Below are 13,391 nucleotides of genomic sequence, written 5' to 3'. Positions count from 1 at the left end.
CGTTGCCATTATGCCGGTTTCCCGGCGGTATTATTTCCAGGGGGCGAGTCCATCGCCATCTTGGAAAGTTTTCGCTACGCCCGAAACGGCCCCGTCCAGAACACTGGGCGAGGCCGCGCGATACTAGCGCCGGGCATATTGAATGCTGTTGAGCAGAACCGCGAGCACGATCACCGCGCCGGTAAAGACGGTCTGCCAGTAAGACGATACGCCGATGATGACGAGGCCGTCAGAAAGAAAGCCGATCACGAAAGCGCCAAGCAGCGTACCCAGAATTGTGCCGCGCCCGCCCGTCAGGGCAGCGCCGCCGATAACGACCGCGGCGATTGCGGTGAGTTCATAGGTATTGCCCGCCGTGGGGCCAGCCGAGGTCAGCTGTGACGACAGGACCAGCCCGGCAATTGCCGCACAGACGCCAGAAATGACATAGACGGAAACCTTGACGCGCTTGACCGGAACGCCCGAAAGTTCCGCCGCCCGTTCATTGCCGCCCGATGCATAGAGCCAGCGGCCAAATGCGGTCCGGTTCAAAACAATTGCGAAGATGATTGCGAGAACGGCAAGAACCAGCACACCGATCGGCACGCCAAAAAGCCGGTTGAAGCCGAGCCAGTCGAAGCCGGTATTGCCAAGTTCGGGACGACCGCCAAGGTTATTGTAGGTTAGACCGTTGGTCATCAGCAGCGCAACACCGCGCGCGCAGTAAAGCACGCCAAGCGTCGCCACAAAGGCGGGAACGCGCAGATAGGCAATCAGCACGCCATTCACCGCGCCCACGAAAGCGCCCAGCGCGCAGGTGATGAGCACGACCGCCCAGACCGGGAAATAAAGAATGATGTCAAATTGCGAGAGCGTCACGCCCTGCATCAGAAAGCCTGCAAACACGCCCGCAAGCCCCAGCGTCGAACCCACGGAAAGGTCGATGCCCCCATTGAGGATCACCAGCAGCATACCGATCGCCAGCAGGCCGAAAATGGCCACATGCGACGACATGATGAGGAAATTGCCGACAGTGAAGTAATAAGGTGAAAGGAACGAGAAGACGGCGATGATTGCAATAAGCGCAAAGAACGCACGGCCTTCGAGCAGCAATTGCACGATGCTGGTTTTACGCTTCGCTCCCTCGGGGGCCGCAGCCTTCTCTTTGGTGCTTGTGACTGACATTCTATCAGTGCTCCATAACTATATCAGTGACTGACCATGGCCTCGCCCGAGGCGGCCATGATCTTCTCCTTGGAAACGTCCGAGCCGAATTCGGCCGAAACGCGTCCGCGGTGCATAACGATGATACGATGGGCGATGCTCAGGCATTCGCCGACTTCCGAGGTGGTGTAGACAACCGCCAGCCCCTGCCGGGCCTTCTCGGCCAGCAGCTTGAAAACTTCCGCCTTTGCGCCAATGTCGATGCCGCGGCTCGGTTCATCCAACAGGACCACTTCCGGCTCTGTCGCCAGCATCTTGCCAATGACGACCTTTTGCTGATTACCGCCCGAAAGCGAGCCAATTGTCGCCTCGCCGCCATCCGTCTTGATGTGAACCTTCTGGATGGCCTGCCCGATCAGGTCTTTTTCTCTCTTCTTCGAGGTGAAAAATCCCCTGATGATAGCGCTGATACTGGCAAGGGAAAGGTTTCCGCCCACCGTCATGGTCTGAACGAGGCCATCGCGTTGGCGGTCTTCAGGAACCAAAACCAATCCTCTGTCGATACGCTGCGCAATGGTCAAACCAGACACATCCTGTCCATTGAGCAATATCTGGCCCTCAGTCGTCTTGAGCCGGCCTGCGACCGCTTCAAGCAATTCCGTGCGCCCAGCTCCCATCAGACCATAGATGCAGACGACTTCGCCTGCGCGTACATCGAGCGACATGCGGTCAACAACCGCGAAACCGGCACCCGACGGATCGGGAACCGTGAGATCTGTCACGGAAAGCGCAACGTCGCCCCATTCATAGCCGGTCGGCGGCGAGCCAAGATCGAAATTCTCGCCAACCATATTGCGTACGATCCATTCCAAATCGATATCAGCGCGCGGAGAATAAGCTGTCATGGCACCGTCTCGCAGCACCACCGCATGATCAGTGATCTGCAAGGCTTCTTCAAGATGATGCGAAATATAGACAATGGCAACGCCGCGCGATGTCAGGTCGCGAATAACCTTGAACAGCACTTCCACTTCCGTTGCGCTGAGTGCGGAAGTCGGCTCGTCCATAATAAGAATGCGCGAATTGACCGAAAGTGCGCGAGCGATTTCAACGATCTGCTGCTGGCCCAGCCGCAAATCCTCGACCAGGGTCAGCGGATCTATGTCCTCTTCCAGCTCTTCGAGAAGCGCACGAGTCAGGCGTTCTTCTTCAGCAAAATTTACACCTGTCGGCGTGCGGATTTCACGCCCCATGAAGACATTATCGCGTACATTCAGGTTTGGCGCGAGGCTCAATTCCTGGTGGATGATCGAAATTCCGCGATCGCGCGCATCGGACGACGAACTGAAAACCACCGGCTCGCCATCGAGAAGAATCGTGCCGGAGGTCGGCTGGATCACGCCCGACAGCACCTTCATCAGCGTCGATTTGCCAGCGCCGTTTTCGCCGAACAGCGTCGTGACCTGCCCGCGCCTGATCTCGAAATTCACGCCCTTGAGCGCATGAACCCGGCCATAGGACTTGGCGATATTCTGCGCGGCCAGAACGACCTCGCCGTGCCTGCCTTCGATTTTATTTTCCGGATTCATTTGACTTCAAATCCCACTGGCGTAACGAGCCAGTTTTTCGGATTGACGAGCTTGAAAACACCGACAACCGAAACCGTCTGTCCGACGAGATTATCAACGGGAACACCTTCCAGTATCTGCTTTTTCATCTCATTATTGAGCGCGGAACCGGCGTTCTGATATTCGATCTGGTTCTTGAACTGGCCAAATTCGATGGTGCCTGTGGCATCACGCAGATCCGTGCCGTTGACAGCCGGGCCGGTTTGGACGCGGATCGTCATACCCTCGGGGAAACCGTCGACCTTGACGATATTGTAATTGGACTTGCGCTCTTCAACGACACCGGTAAACTTGACTGGAATGACCGGATTGACGTCACCTACGCCATATTTCTTTCCAGCGGCGCCCTTGTCGGCCGCAACCGCAGTTCCCACCTCGACCGCATCGACGGCGCGCCTTTCGACATCCGCTTTGACTTTCGGAAACTCTTCAGCACCATAGGCTTCAGGCGAGAAAACCTGCTGACGCACATCGGCCTCGGAACCGATCCTCACCACTGTTGTATCAAATCCGATCGCACCAATAACCACTACCGCAGCAATCACACTCCATAAAACAGAGCGATTGTTTCTGGCGGGCTTCTGCGAAACTTGATCAGCTTGTATACTCATAATCAAACGCCTTGAGCAATTTCTGCTGCCGCGCCATATGCTATGATAGCGGCGTGTTATCAACTTCAATAATGATGTTATAAACACTAATATCTGTCAATCATATGTTTTCATAACAGGGCGATTTTCATTAACCTCCATCTGGAAATCCACATTGAAGTAGCGAAATCCTCTACGCAAAAGCGGGCCAGGGCAAACCTGCCTATGAGCAGGCAAAGACAGAGCACCTCACCCAAACAGTATACTTTATTATTTAATAACAGTATATTATACCACATTATGGTTTTAGAGTTTTGCTCGAGCAGTCCAAAATAGATAGCGCCGGGTCAAATTACTGATGGCGAATTTATCTGCGCCACCCCATTGTGAAAAAAAATACTGTAAGTCAAAAATTTTACAGACACATTCGAAAGCTTATGTTATCTCAATCATATGCATAGCCCGTTTTCGTTAAAATAGGCGTCGCGAGCGGCATATTTCGTCGCGGAAATCCAGTTGTCCGTGAATGAGCACTGTGGGAAAGCGTATCTCCGTCATGCATGGTAAAGGTGATATAATCATCGGGATCGACGCCGGCACGTCTGTCGTCAAGGCAGTTGCATTCAACCTTGAAGGTCGGCAACTGGAATCGGCAGCCGTCCGCAATAAATATGAAACCGGCGAACATGGCGCTGTCACCCAATCGCTTTCCCAGACCTGGGAAGATTGTGCGAACGCACTGCGCGATCTTGGCGATAAAATGCCGGGACTTGCCGAGCGCACGGCAGCCGTAGCGGTTACCGGCCAGGGCGACGGTACCTGGCTGGTGGGCAAGGATAACAAGCCCGTCGGTGATGCATGGATATGGCTTGACGCCCGAGCGGCGGAAACCGTCACACGGCTTGCTGCCGAACCGATGAATCGCGCACGTTTTGAGGCGACCGGCACCGGACTCAATACCTGCCAGCAGGGTTCGCAGATGGCGCATATGGACAGATTTGCGCCGGAACTTCTCGACAATGCCGAAGTCGCGCTTCATTGTAAGGATTGGCTGTACCTCAATCTCACTGGCGTCCGCGCCACAGACCCTTCGGAAGCAAGTTTTACCTTCGGCAATTTCCGCAATCGCCAGTATGACGATGTGGTCATCGAAGCGCTCGGCCTGCAAACGCGCCGCAGACTCTTGCCCGAAATCATCGACGGCACAGAAGTCCAGCATCCTCTATCGCCCGAAGCGGCGGCTGCAACCGGCCTCAAGGCCGGAACGCCGGTGAGCCTCGGCTATGTGGACATGGCCATGACGGCACTCGGCGCCGGCGTGCGTGGCGGCACGGCAGGTGCCGGATGTTCGACCATCGGCTCGACGGGCGTGCATATGCGCGCCAAGCCCGTGGCGGATATTCACCTGAATAAGGATGGCACGGGCTACGTCATCGCGCTGCCCATTCCCGGCATCGTTACGCAGGTCCAGACCAATATGGGCGCGACGATCAATATCGACTGGATATTGCAGGTCGCTGCCGATCTTATATCGACGCCGGAGAAACCCGTCTCCCTGAGCGATCTCATACCCCGCCTCGATGACTGGTTCAATGCCAGCCGCCCCGGCACGATCCTCTATCATCCTTATATTTCGGAAGCAGGCGAGCGCGGCCCCTTCGTCAATGCCTACGCACGCGCAGGCTTCGCCGGACTTTCCAGCCGCGATCGGTTCCCGGAACTGGTGCGTTCGGTCGTCGAAGGCCTCGGTATGGCGACGCGCGATTGTTATGCGGCCATGGGTGAAATGCCTGCTGAATTGCGCATTACCGGTGGTGCGGCGCGCTCGAAGGCCCTGCGCAGCACGCTTGCAGCCGCCGTCAATGCGCCGGTGCGTGTTTCGGCCCGCGAAGAGGCTGGGGCGGCAGGTGCTGCCATGATGGCCGCTGTCGCCATCGGTACTTATCCGGGCATGGATGACTGCATCGCCGAATGGGTCAAGCCATTGCTCGGCACCGGCGAAGCGCCGGATGAAGCGCGCGCAAAGCACTATGAAGAACTCTTCGTTGCCTATCGCGAAGCCCGGCTGGCGCTGACGCCGATCTGGGACAAGTTAGCCCGCATATAGACTATGGGATGCGATTGCATCCGAAGGAGCATGAAATGGCTGAACCGGAAACCTGCGATCTGTTTGTAATTGGCGGCGGCATTAACGGCGCAGGCGTGGCCCGCGATGCAGCTGGACGCGGTCTCAAGGTCGTGATGGCCGAAAAGGACGATCTGGCGCAAGGCACTTCGTCTCGTTCCGGCAAGCTGGTGCATGGCGGTCTGCGCTATCTCGAATATTACGAATTTCGCCTGGTGCGCGAGGCGCTGATCGAGCGCGAGGTGCTTCTGAACGCCGCCCCGCACATCATCTGGCCGATGCGTTTCGTTCTGCCGCACAGCCCGCAGGATCGCCCGGCCTGGCTGGTGCGGCTTGGTCTGTTTCTCTACGACCATCTTGGCGGTCGCAAGAAGTTGCCCGGAACCCGAACGCTTGATCTCAAGCGCGACCCGGAAGGCACCCCGATCCTCGACCAGTACACACGAGGCTTCGAATATTCTGACTGCTGGGTGGACGACGCCCGCCTCGTGGCCCTCAATGCGGTCGGCGCGGCCGAAAAGGGCGCGACGATCCTGACCCGCACGCCCGTCGTCTCCGCGCGTCGTGAAAAAATGGGCGAAAAAGGCAGCTGGATCGTGGAAACCAAGAACCGCGATACGGGCGAAACCAGCACGTTCCGCGCACGCTGCATCGTTAATTGCGCCGGACCATGGGTCACGGATGTCATCACCAATGTGGCCGGATCGAACTCGTCGCGCAATGTGCGTCTCGTCAAGGGCAGCCATATCATCGTGCCCAAGTTCTGGTCGGGATCGAACGCCTATCTCGTCCAGAACCACGACAAGCGCGTGATCTTCATCAACCCCTATGAAGGGGACAAGGCACTGATCGGCACCACCGACATTGCCTATGACGGCCGTGCGGAAGACGTTGCCGCAGACGAGAAGGAAATCGAATATCTGCTAACCGCCGTGAACCGCTATTTCAAGGAAAAGCTGCGCCGCGAAGACGTGCTGCATTCCTTCTCCGGCGTGCGTCCGCTGTTCGATGACGGTAAGGGCAATCCTTCAGCCGTGACCCGTGATTACGTTTTCGACCTCGATGAAACCAACGATGCACCGCTGCTCAATGTCTTCGGCGGCAAGATTACCACGTTCCGCGAATTGGCGGAGCGCGGCATGCATCGCCTGAAGCATATCTTCCCGAAGATGGGTGATGACTGGACGCATGGCGCACCGCTTCCAGGCGGGGAAATCCCCAATGCCGATTACGAAACCTTCGCCAACGCCTTGCGCGACACCTATCCGTGGATGCCGCGCACGCTCGTCCATCATTATGGCCGCCTCTATGGCGCAAGAACGAAAGATGTAATCGGCGCAGCGCAAAACCTCGAAGAGCTGGGCCGTCATTTCGGCGGAAATTTCTACGAAGCCGAAGTGCGCTATCTGGTGGCCAAGGAATGGGCGAAAACGGCGGAAGACATTCTCTATCGCCGTACCAAACATTACCTGCACCTGACCGAAGCCGAACGCACTGCCTTTGCGCAATGGTTCGAAACCAACAAGATTTCTGCCTGAGGACGACATGGCTCTGACGCTTTCGCTCAACACCAATCCGCTGGTCAACCGCTTTGCAGAGCCGGGCGATTTGATCAAAACTGTGGCGCGCGACCTGCGTTTACGCGATCTTCAGCTCACGCATGAATTCATCAATCCGAGCTGGCAGGCTTCGACCATTCGCCGCCTCACCCGTGATATGGACAAGGCGCTGCAGCGCACCGGCGTTCGCGTGACCTCTGGCATGACCGGTCCTTATGGCCGTCTCAACCATTTTGGCCACCCCGACCGCGACGTGCGCCGCTATTACGTCGACTGGTTCAAGACTTTTGCCGATATCATCGGTGATCTAGGCGGCAAGTCGGTGGGTACGCAGTTTGCGATCTTCACCTATAAGGATTTTGACGATCCCGCGCGCCGGGAAGAACTCATCAAGATCGCGGTCGATTGCTGGGCAGAAGTAGCGGAACACGCCGCAGGCGCAGGTCTTGAATATGTCTTCTGGGAGCCGATGAGCATCGGGCGCGAATTCGGCGAAACGATTGTCGAATGCATGAAGCTTCAAGATCGCCTCACCGCCGCCAGTATGGCCATTCCCATGTGGATGATGGCCGATATCGACCATGGCGATGTGACCTCTTCCAATCCGGCTGATTTCGATCCTTATGCCTGGGCGCGCACCGTGCCGAAAGTATCGCCGATCATCCATATCAAACAAAGCCTGATGGACAAGGGCGGTCATCGCCCGTTCACGGCGGAGTTCAATGCCAAGGGCCGCATCCAGCCGGAACCGCTTCTGAAGGCCCTCGCCGAAGGTGGCGCACGGGACAATGAGATCTGCCTTGAGCTTTCGTTCAAAGAACGCGAACCGAACGACCGCGAAGTCATTCCCCATATTGCCGAAAGTGTGGCTTTCTGGGCTCCGCATATCGACACCGGCGTTGCAGATTTGAAAGTTTAACGGCTACTGGAAGATCATGAACCATGGCGGACCCCGACGATTCCCTTGCCCTTCGTGCTGCCTGGCTGCATTTCGTAGCCGGCATGACCCAATCCGCAGTGGCCAAACGTTTAGGGTTGCCTTCGGTGAAGGCGCATCGCCTCATCGCCAAGGCGGTTGCCGATGGCGCGGTCAAAGTGACGATCGACGGCGACATCACCGAATGTATCGACCTCGAAAACCGGCTCGGCGAGCTTTATCAGCTCGAGTATTGTGAAGTGGCGCCTGATCTTGGTGAAGAGGGATTGCCGCTGGTTGCACTTGGTAATGCAGGGGCCGAATTCCTTCGCCGTGAGATCGAGCATGGGGATCACGAAGTGATCGGCCTTGGCCATGGCCGTACGCTTTCAGCGGCGGTCAAACATATGCCCCGCGTCAGCACGCAAGACCTGCAATTCGTCTCGTTGCTCGGTGGCCTGACGCGAAACTTCGCCGCCAATCCCCATGACGTGATGCACCGTATTGCCGAGAAAACCAGCATGCCTGCCTATGTCATGCCAGTTCCGTTCTTTGCCAATACAGCGGAAGATCGCGAAGTGCTGCTCGCGCAAAAGGGCGTCACCAGCATATTCGAAATGGGCTGCCGCGCGGAATTGAAGATCGTCGGTATCGGCACAGTCGATGGGCAAGCGCAACTCGTCACGTCCGGCGTGATCCAGCTTGCGGAAGTCGAGGAAATCGCTGACCTGGGCGGCGTCGGTGAGATGCTCGGCCACTTCTTCGATGCCGAGGGTCGCTCGCTGGAAACCGGCCTTACCGCGCGCACCATCGCCGCCTCCGTCGAAAATGCCGATATGAGCCGCATCATCGGTCTTGCTGGTGGGGTATCCAAAGTGGAAGCTATTCGCGCAGTTCTTAAAAGCGGACGCCTCTACGGTCTCATCACCGATGAGCGCACCGCGAAAGCCCTTGTCGAAGCCTGAACTGATTCATGTGAACATTTCTACAGGAAGATCACAAAATAACATTTAATTAGATTTTTTTGTGATTTTGTGATTTATCTTTTTAACTGAAATTCATAACGCGGATCGGAAATATGGTGAAACGCGAAGACAGAAGACAAGCGATTATAAATCTGCTGATCGAAAATCATGCTGTCGACCTTGATCATCTGGCCGAGCGCTTTGCGGTTTCCAAAATGACCATTCACCGCGATCTCGACGCGCTGGAACAAGCGGGGGTCTTGCGCAAGATGCGAGGCGGCGCGACCATCGATACCGGCACACAGTTTGAAAGCGATTTCCGCTTTCGCGAAAAACAGGATGGCGAAGCAAAACTTCGGATGGCGCGCGCGGCCCTTGAACTAGTCGAACCGGGCATGACCGTCATGATCAACGACGGCTCGACGGCGGCGGTTCTTGGCACGATGCTGCGCGAAAAGTGTCCATTGACCGTCATCACCAACAATGCCGTCATTATTGACAACCTCAAAGGCGAGAGCGGCATCAATCTCATTGCGCTGGGCGGGGTCTATTCATCCAAATTCAATGCGTTCTTTGGCTTGCTGACGGAAGAGGCGCTATCGCGGTTGAGCGCCGATATCGCCTTCATTTCGACCCCCGCAGTCAACGGCAGATTGGTCTATCATATGGATGAAAGCGTCGTGCGCACCAAGCGCGCCATGACTGCTTCTTCCGTCCGCTCATGCCTGCTGGTCAATCATCAGCGCTTTGGGCGCTCGGCTTTGCATGTCATGGCCGATCTTGCCGATTTTGACGCAATCACCACCGATTTATCGCCCGGAAGCGATGTTCTGGCGCCGCTGGAACAGGCCGGGATCAAATTGACGATAGCAGACTAGGAAAGAGTTATCCCATGGCGAAATTCTGGGTTGGAACGAGTTGGAAAATGAACAAGACGCTTGCAGAAGCGCGTCTTTTTGCTCAGGCACTCAAAGCTGCCGATGGCAGTCGCTCACCAGACATTCAGCGTTTTGTCATTCCGCCCTTTACCGCCGTGCGCGAAGCCAAGGAAATCCTCTCCGATACATCTGTCAAGGTTGGCGCGCAGAACATGCATTGGGCCGATCAGGGCGCATGGACTGGCGAAATCTCACCGCTGATGCTCAAGGACTGCAATCTCGACATGGTGGAACTGGGCCATTCAGAACGCCGCGAGCACTTCGGCGAAACCAATGAAACGGTCGGCCTCAAAGTCGAAGCTGCGGTGCGCCATGGGCTGATTCCGCTTATCTGCATTGGCGAAACACTCGAAGACCGCGAAAGCGGCCGTGCTGCCGAAGTTCTGGCGGATGAAGTACGCGGCGCGCTTGCAAAGCTTTCCGACGAGCAGAAAAAGGCCGAAATCCTGCTGGCCTATGAGCCAGTCTGGGCGATCGGCGAGAACGGTATTCCAGCTTCCGCAGATTATGCGGATGCCCGTCAGGCGGAAATCATCGCGGTCGCGGAAGATATTCTTGGTCGCCGCGTGCTCTGCCTTTACGGCGGCTCGGTCAATCCGGGCAATTGCGAAGAACTGATCGCATGCCCACATATTGATGGATTGTTCATCGGCCGTTCGGCGTGGAACGTGGAAGGCTATCTCGACATTCTGGATAAATGCGCCCGAAAAGTTCAGGCGGGTTGAAAACTCAGAAAACCAAGGAGTAAAATCATGAAAATCGCAGTAGCAGGCGATAGTGCGGGCGAAGGCCTGGCCAAGGTTCTCGCAGACTACCTGAAAGACCGTTTTGAAGTCTCGGAAGTCTCACATACGGATGCAGGCCCCGATGCATTCTACGCCAATCTGTCGGACCGTGTGGCCTCAGGCGTTCTTGACGGTACTTATGATCGCGCCATTCTGGTCTGCGGCACCGGAATCGGTGTATGCATCTCGGCCAACAAGGTGCCCGGTATCCGCGCGGCGCTAGCGCACGACACCTATTCGGCAGAACGTGCGGCGCTCTCCAATAATGCGCAGATCATCACCATGGGCGCACGCGTGATCGGTTCGGAAGTGGCGAAGACCATTGCCGATGCCTTTCTTGCCCAGACCTTCGATGAAAACGGACGTTCGGCTGGCAACGTCAAGGCAATCAACGAAGTTGACGCCAAGTACAACAAGAGCTGATTTCTCAGCCTCTTAAATGCAAAAAAGCGGCCATCTGGCCGCTTTTCTTTTGCTATATCCGCAAAATTAGCTGAATTTCGGGTCGAGCAAGCCATCGCGATAGCGCTTGGCCATTTCCGAAACCGGCAGTGGACGGATCGAGCCTGCGTGGCCTGCCGTGCCGAACTGCTCAAAACGTTCCTTGCAGAGCTTCGTCATCGCCGCCATAGCCGGCTTGAGATATTTGCGTGGATCGAACTCGCTCGGATCTTCCTGAAGAACGCGGCGAATTTGCCCAGTCAATGCCATACGGTTGTCTGTATCGATATTGATCTTGCGCACGCCATTCTTGATGCCGCGCTGGATCTCCTCGACCGGCACACCCCAGGTCGGCTTCATCTTGCCGCCATATTTATTGATGATGTCCTGCAGCTCTTCCGGCACTGAAGACGAACCATGCATGACCAGATGCGTATTGGGCAGCTTGCGATGGATTTCTTCGATCACATGCATAGCCAGCACCGAACCATCGGGCTTGCGGCTGAACTTATAAGCGCCATGCGATGTGCCCATGGCGATGGCCAGCGCATCGACCTTGGTTTCGCGCACGAATTTCACCGCTTCATCCGGATCGGTCAGAAGCTGTTCCTGCGAAAGCTTGCCTTCCGCGCCGTGGCCGTCTTCCGCATCGCCCATACCGGTTTCGAGCGACCCCAGAACGCCGAGTTCGCCTTCCACCGAAATACCGCCCAGATGCGCCATTTCACTGACCTGCCGTGTGACAGAAACGTTATAATCCCAATCCGCAGGCGTCTTGCCATCGGCTTTGAGCGAGCCGTCCATCATGACGGACGTAAAGCCCGACTGGATGGCGGTCATGCAGGTTCCGGCTTCATTGCCGTGGTCAAGATGCACACAAACCGGAATATGCGGATAGATTTCCGTGACTGCATCCATCATATGCTTGAGCATGATGTCATTGGCATAGGCACGCGCGCCGCGCGATGCTTGCAGGATGACCGGCGCATCGGCGGCATCTGCCGCTTCCATGATGGCCAGCGCCTGCTCCATATTGTTGATATTGAAGGCGGGAACGCCATAACCTTTTTCAGCGGCGTGATCGAGTAACTGCCGCAGCGTGATGCGCGCCATTCTTAACTCCTGTCAGTTACGGGTGAAATATTTGCCAAGCACGTCTACTTCTTCAGCCACGCCAAACACCAGTCCGCTACGCTCATGATAGGATTGCGGAACAATGTCGAGGACAGGCATGCGTCCGTCGGTTGCCTTGCCACCTGCCTGCTGACAGAGAAAGGCAATCGGGTTTGCTTCGTAAACGAGCCGCAGACGGCCATTTTCATAGCCGGGCCGGCTATCGTTTACATAGAAAAACAGCCCGCCGCGTTGCAGGATGCGATGCAGGTCGCCCACTGCCGCGCCCAGCCAGCGCATGTTGAAATTGCGTCCGCGCGGTCCGTCCTTGCCATTAAAGGCATCATCGACATAGGCTTTCATGCCGTCAGGCAAATAGCGGTAAACGGAAGCGTTGAACGCCAACTCGGAAGCACGTTCAGGCAATGTCAGATTGCGGCGCGTAATCAGGAAAGTCCCACTGACGGGATCAAGCGTTGCAAGTACAACACCCTCGCCCACCGAAAATCCAAGATCGACCGAATTGCCATAAGAAACGTATCCAGCGGCAATCTGGCGGCTGCCCGGTTGCAGGAACGGCTCGTCCGTATCAGCAGGCACAATGGAAAAAATGGTGCCGAGCGGCGCTCCAAGGCCCACATTTCCGGAGCCGTCAAGCGGGTCGATGGCGACGGCCACAATGCCGTCCTTGCGGCCAGAAACCGGCTTGTCCGCCTCTTCGGAAAGTATGGAAGCAGCACCTGCCGCAATCAATAGTTCGACAAAGAGATCATGCGAACCGACATCGATGCTCTTTTGCTGGTCCTGATCACTGTTGATCCCGACAAGCTTGCCCGGATCGCCCGGAAGCGACCCAAGCGCGATACGGCCTGCAAGCCTGACTGCACCCGCCAGAATGGCCCTGATTGCATTGGCGGTTGCCAGACGCGCCACGTCCTGACCGGTCCATAAGTCGAGATAATCCTCGACATTATCAGCCTCGATACGATCGCAGTCGCCAGCGAGGACAAGAGGCGGATAATGATGTGCGATAATGTGGCAATCGGCGCCCTGCGATGCAATTGGCGCAGATGAAGCGGAACTCATAGACAGCAATCCTTTGCCGGTATTTCCAAGGCATTCCCCCATATGACGGGGCAAGCGGGTGCCTAACATCATTTTGAAAACATAACAATGTGGCTAGAAAAT

Annotated in this window: 12 protein-coding genes; 7 read left to right on the top strand and 5 right to left on the bottom strand. The window is 56.3% G+C overall.

What is annotated here, in order from left to right; all coding sequences use genetic code 11:
- Positions 1 to 123: 123 nt before the first annotated feature.
- Genes KUG47_RS06040 through KUG47_RS06030 form a run of 3 tightly spaced genes read right to left on the bottom strand, consistent with a single transcriptional unit; the run spans position 124 to position 3,382 of the window.
- Positions 124 to 1,164, bottom strand: coding sequence for an ABC transporter permease (locus tag KUG47_RS06040; protein WP_217677069.1), 1,041 nt, complete (start codon positions 1,162 to 1,164; stop codon positions 124 to 126).
- A gap of 23 nt (positions 1,165 to 1,187) precedes the next feature.
- Positions 1,188 to 2,732 (bottom strand): sugar ABC transporter ATP-binding protein, encoded by a 1,545-nt coding sequence (locus KUG47_RS06035; protein WP_217677068.1) that lies wholly within the window; start codon positions 2,730 to 2,732, stop codon positions 1,188 to 1,190.
- Positions 2,729 to 3,382 (bottom strand): DUF2291 family protein, encoded by a 654-nt coding sequence (locus tag KUG47_RS06030; RefSeq protein WP_217677067.1) that lies wholly within the window; start codon positions 3,380 to 3,382, stop codon positions 2,729 to 2,731. Before KUG47_RS06030 ends, KUG47_RS06035 begins: the two co-directional genes overlap by 4 nt.
- 535 nt (positions 3,383 to 3,917) lie before the next feature.
- Between KUG47_RS06030 and KUG47_RS06025 the strand changes: the two genes are divergently transcribed.
- The 7 genes from KUG47_RS06025 (at position 3,918) to derI (ending at position 11,072) form a co-directional block, all read left to right on the top strand.
- Positions 3,918 to 5,468 (top strand): FGGY-family carbohydrate kinase, encoded by a 1,551-nt coding sequence (locus KUG47_RS06025; RefSeq protein ID WP_217677382.1) that lies wholly within the window; start codon positions 3,918 to 3,920, stop codon positions 5,466 to 5,468.
- A 35-nt stretch (positions 5,469 to 5,503) separates the two neighbouring features.
- A complete protein-coding gene (locus tag KUG47_RS06020) occupies positions 5,504 to 7,024 on the top strand; it encodes a glycerol-3-phosphate dehydrogenase (protein ID WP_217677066.1) in 1,521 nt (506 codons plus the stop codon).
- 7 nt (positions 7,025 to 7,031) lie between these two features.
- Positions 7,032 to 7,964, top strand: a complete 933-nt coding sequence (locus KUG47_RS06015) for a sugar phosphate isomerase/epimerase family protein (protein ID WP_217677065.1) — start codon at positions 7,032 to 7,034, stop codon at positions 7,962 to 7,964.
- Between the two features lie 23 nt (positions 7,965 to 7,987).
- The gene (locus KUG47_RS06010) at positions 7,988 to 8,926 is read left to right on the top strand and encodes a sugar-binding transcriptional regulator (RefSeq protein WP_217677064.1); all 939 of its coding nucleotides are present in this window, start codon (positions 7,988 to 7,990) and stop codon (positions 8,924 to 8,926) included.
- A 116-nt stretch (positions 8,927 to 9,042) separates the two neighbouring features.
- The gene (locus KUG47_RS06005; RefSeq protein WP_217677381.1) at positions 9,043 to 9,804 is read left to right on the top strand and encodes a DeoR/GlpR family DNA-binding transcription regulator; all 762 of its coding nucleotides are present in this window, start codon (positions 9,043 to 9,045) and stop codon (positions 9,802 to 9,804) included.
- Between the two features lie 14 nt (positions 9,805 to 9,818).
- Positions 9,819 to 10,589 carry a triose-phosphate isomerase gene (locus tag KUG47_RS06000; protein WP_217677063.1) on the top strand — a complete coding sequence of 257 codons (771 nt, stop codon included), beginning with the start codon at positions 9,819 to 9,821 and terminating at the stop codon, positions 10,587 to 10,589.
- A gap of 27 nt (positions 10,590 to 10,616) precedes the next feature.
- Positions 10,617 to 11,072, top strand: a complete 456-nt coding sequence (derI, locus tag KUG47_RS05995; RefSeq protein WP_217677062.1) for a D-erythrulose-4-phosphate isomerase — start codon at positions 10,617 to 10,619, stop codon at positions 11,070 to 11,072.
- Between the two features lie 66 nt (positions 11,073 to 11,138).
- Here the strand turns inward: derI and fba are convergent, their stop codons facing one another.
- On the bottom strand, positions 11,139 to 12,203 hold the full coding sequence (gene fba, locus KUG47_RS05990; RefSeq protein WP_217677061.1) for a class II fructose-bisphosphate aldolase: 1,065 nt from the start codon (positions 12,201 to 12,203) through the stop codon (positions 11,139 to 11,141).
- Between the two features lie 12 nt (positions 12,204 to 12,215).
- Entirely contained in the window at positions 12,216 to 13,289 is a 1,074-nt protein-coding gene (locus KUG47_RS05985; RefSeq protein WP_217677060.1) for a class 1 fructose-bisphosphatase, read from the bottom strand.
- Positions 13,290 to 13,391 lie beyond the last annotated feature (102 nt).

Origin of the sequence: Falsochrobactrum tianjinense (assembly GCF_019100495.1) — a bacterium.
GTDB lineage: Bacteria > Pseudomonadota > Alphaproteobacteria > Rhizobiales > Rhizobiaceae > Brucella > Brucella tianjinense.
The sequence above is the reverse complement of the archived record's forward strand: the minus strand, read 5'-3'. Positions and strand labels throughout refer to the sequence as shown.

What these genes read in the sequence shown, in the direction of transcription:
- KUG47_RS06040 (WP_217677069.1), bottom strand. Translation starts at nt 1,164, where the DNA reads ATGTCAGTCACAAGCACCAAAGAGAAGGCTGCGGCCCCCGAGGGAGCG.
- KUG47_RS06020 (WP_217677066.1), top strand. Translation starts at nt 5,504, where the DNA reads ATGGCTGAACCGGAAACCTGCGATCTGTTTGTAATTGGCGGCGGCATT.
- KUG47_RS05985 (WP_217677060.1), bottom strand. Translation starts at nt 13,289, where the DNA reads ATGAGTTCCGCTTCATCTGCGCCAATTGCATCGCAGGGCGCCGATTGC.
- KUG47_RS06035 (WP_217677068.1), bottom strand. Translation starts at nt 2,732, where the DNA reads ATGAATCCGGAAAATAAAATCGAAGGCAGGCACGGCGAGGTCGTTCTG.
- KUG47_RS06025 (WP_217677382.1), top strand. Translation starts at nt 3,918, where the DNA reads ATGCATGGTAAAGGTGATATAATCATCGGGATCGACGCCGGCACGTCT.
- KUG47_RS06010 (WP_217677064.1), top strand. Translation starts at nt 7,988, where the DNA reads ATGGCGGACCCCGACGATTCCCTTGCCCTTCGTGCTGCCTGGCTGCAT.
- KUG47_RS06030 (WP_217677067.1), bottom strand. Translation starts at nt 3,382, where the DNA reads ATGAGTATACAAGCTGATCAAGTTTCGCAGAAGCCCGCCAGAAACAAT.
- KUG47_RS06015 (WP_217677065.1), top strand. Translation starts at nt 7,032, where the DNA reads ATGGCTCTGACGCTTTCGCTCAACACCAATCCGCTGGTCAACCGCTTT.
- derI (WP_217677062.1), top strand. Translation starts at nt 10,617, where the DNA reads ATGAAAATCGCAGTAGCAGGCGATAGTGCGGGCGAAGGCCTGGCCAAG.
- fba (WP_217677061.1), bottom strand. Translation starts at nt 12,203, where the DNA reads ATGGCGCGCATCACGCTGCGGCAGTTACTCGATCACGCCGCTGAAAAA.
- KUG47_RS06000 (WP_217677063.1), top strand. Translation starts at nt 9,819, where the DNA reads ATGGCGAAATTCTGGGTTGGAACGAGTTGGAAAATGAACAAGACGCTT.